The following is an 818-nucleotide window of genomic DNA, read 5'->3' as shown; positions in this document are numbered from 1 at the left end:
CGGATTGTGTTGATTGGGCGTGACAATGTGTTTGCGGATAGCTTGTCGTCTGGTGGGTTGCAGGGCATGTTGGATGCGCCGTTGTTGTTGAACCCGGTTGATCGTCTTTCTGATCGGACGAAGCAGAATCTTGATCGGTTGCAGCCTGAGCAGGTGATTTTGCTGGGTGGGCCGGTTGCGCAAAGTGTTGTGGTTGAGGCTGAGTTGGAGCGGCTTGGTTGGAATGTGAGTCGGGTGCATGGGCCGACGCGTATTGAGACGGCGATTGATGCGGCCCGGGTGCATGCGCCGGGTGCGGTTGAGGGTGTGTTGGCGCGGGCGTATGCGTCTGATTGGGGGTCTGGGACGCAGGCGTTTGCGGATGCGCTTGGGGGTGGTGCGTTTGCGGCGCGGACGCAGCGGCCGGTGTTCTTGACGGAGTCGGGGGTGTTGACTGAGTCGTTGCGGGCGTATTTGGTGTCGAGCAAGATTCGTCGGATGACGATTATTGGGTCGTCGGATGCGGTGAGTCCGCAAGTTGAGGTGGCGTTGCGTGCGATGGGTATTGTGACGACGCGGATTGCGGGTGATAACCGGGCGCAGACGGCGGTGAGGATTGCGAATGCGCTTGGGTATTGGAATGCGGGTGAGGCTGAGTCGGCGCTTGTGGTTAATGGTGAGCATGAGGATGCGTGGACGGATGCGTTTCCTGCGGCGTTGTTTGCCAAGCGCTATGAGTTGCCGGTGGTGTTGAGTGGTAAGGATGCCTTATTGCCTGAGACGGCGACGTGGTTAGCGCCGGGTGCGACTCGTAAACCCCCAACCCGCGTGATCTGTGG

1 protein-coding gene is annotated in these 818 nt (G+C 59.7%); it reads left to right on the top strand.

The genetic code is table 11. From position 1 onward, the window contains the following. A partial coding sequence (locus VCU37_RS09315) for a cell wall-binding repeat-containing protein (protein WP_336250375.1) occupies positions 1 to 818 on the top strand: 818 nt, incomplete at both ends.

This window comes from Stomatohabitans albus, assembly GCF_036336025.1.
Lineage (GTDB): Bacteria > Actinomycetota > Nitriliruptoria > Euzebyales > Euzebyaceae > Stomatohabitans > Stomatohabitans albus.
Note: the sequence above shows the minus strand (reverse complement) of the source record. Positions and strands in the feature narration are given on the sequence as shown.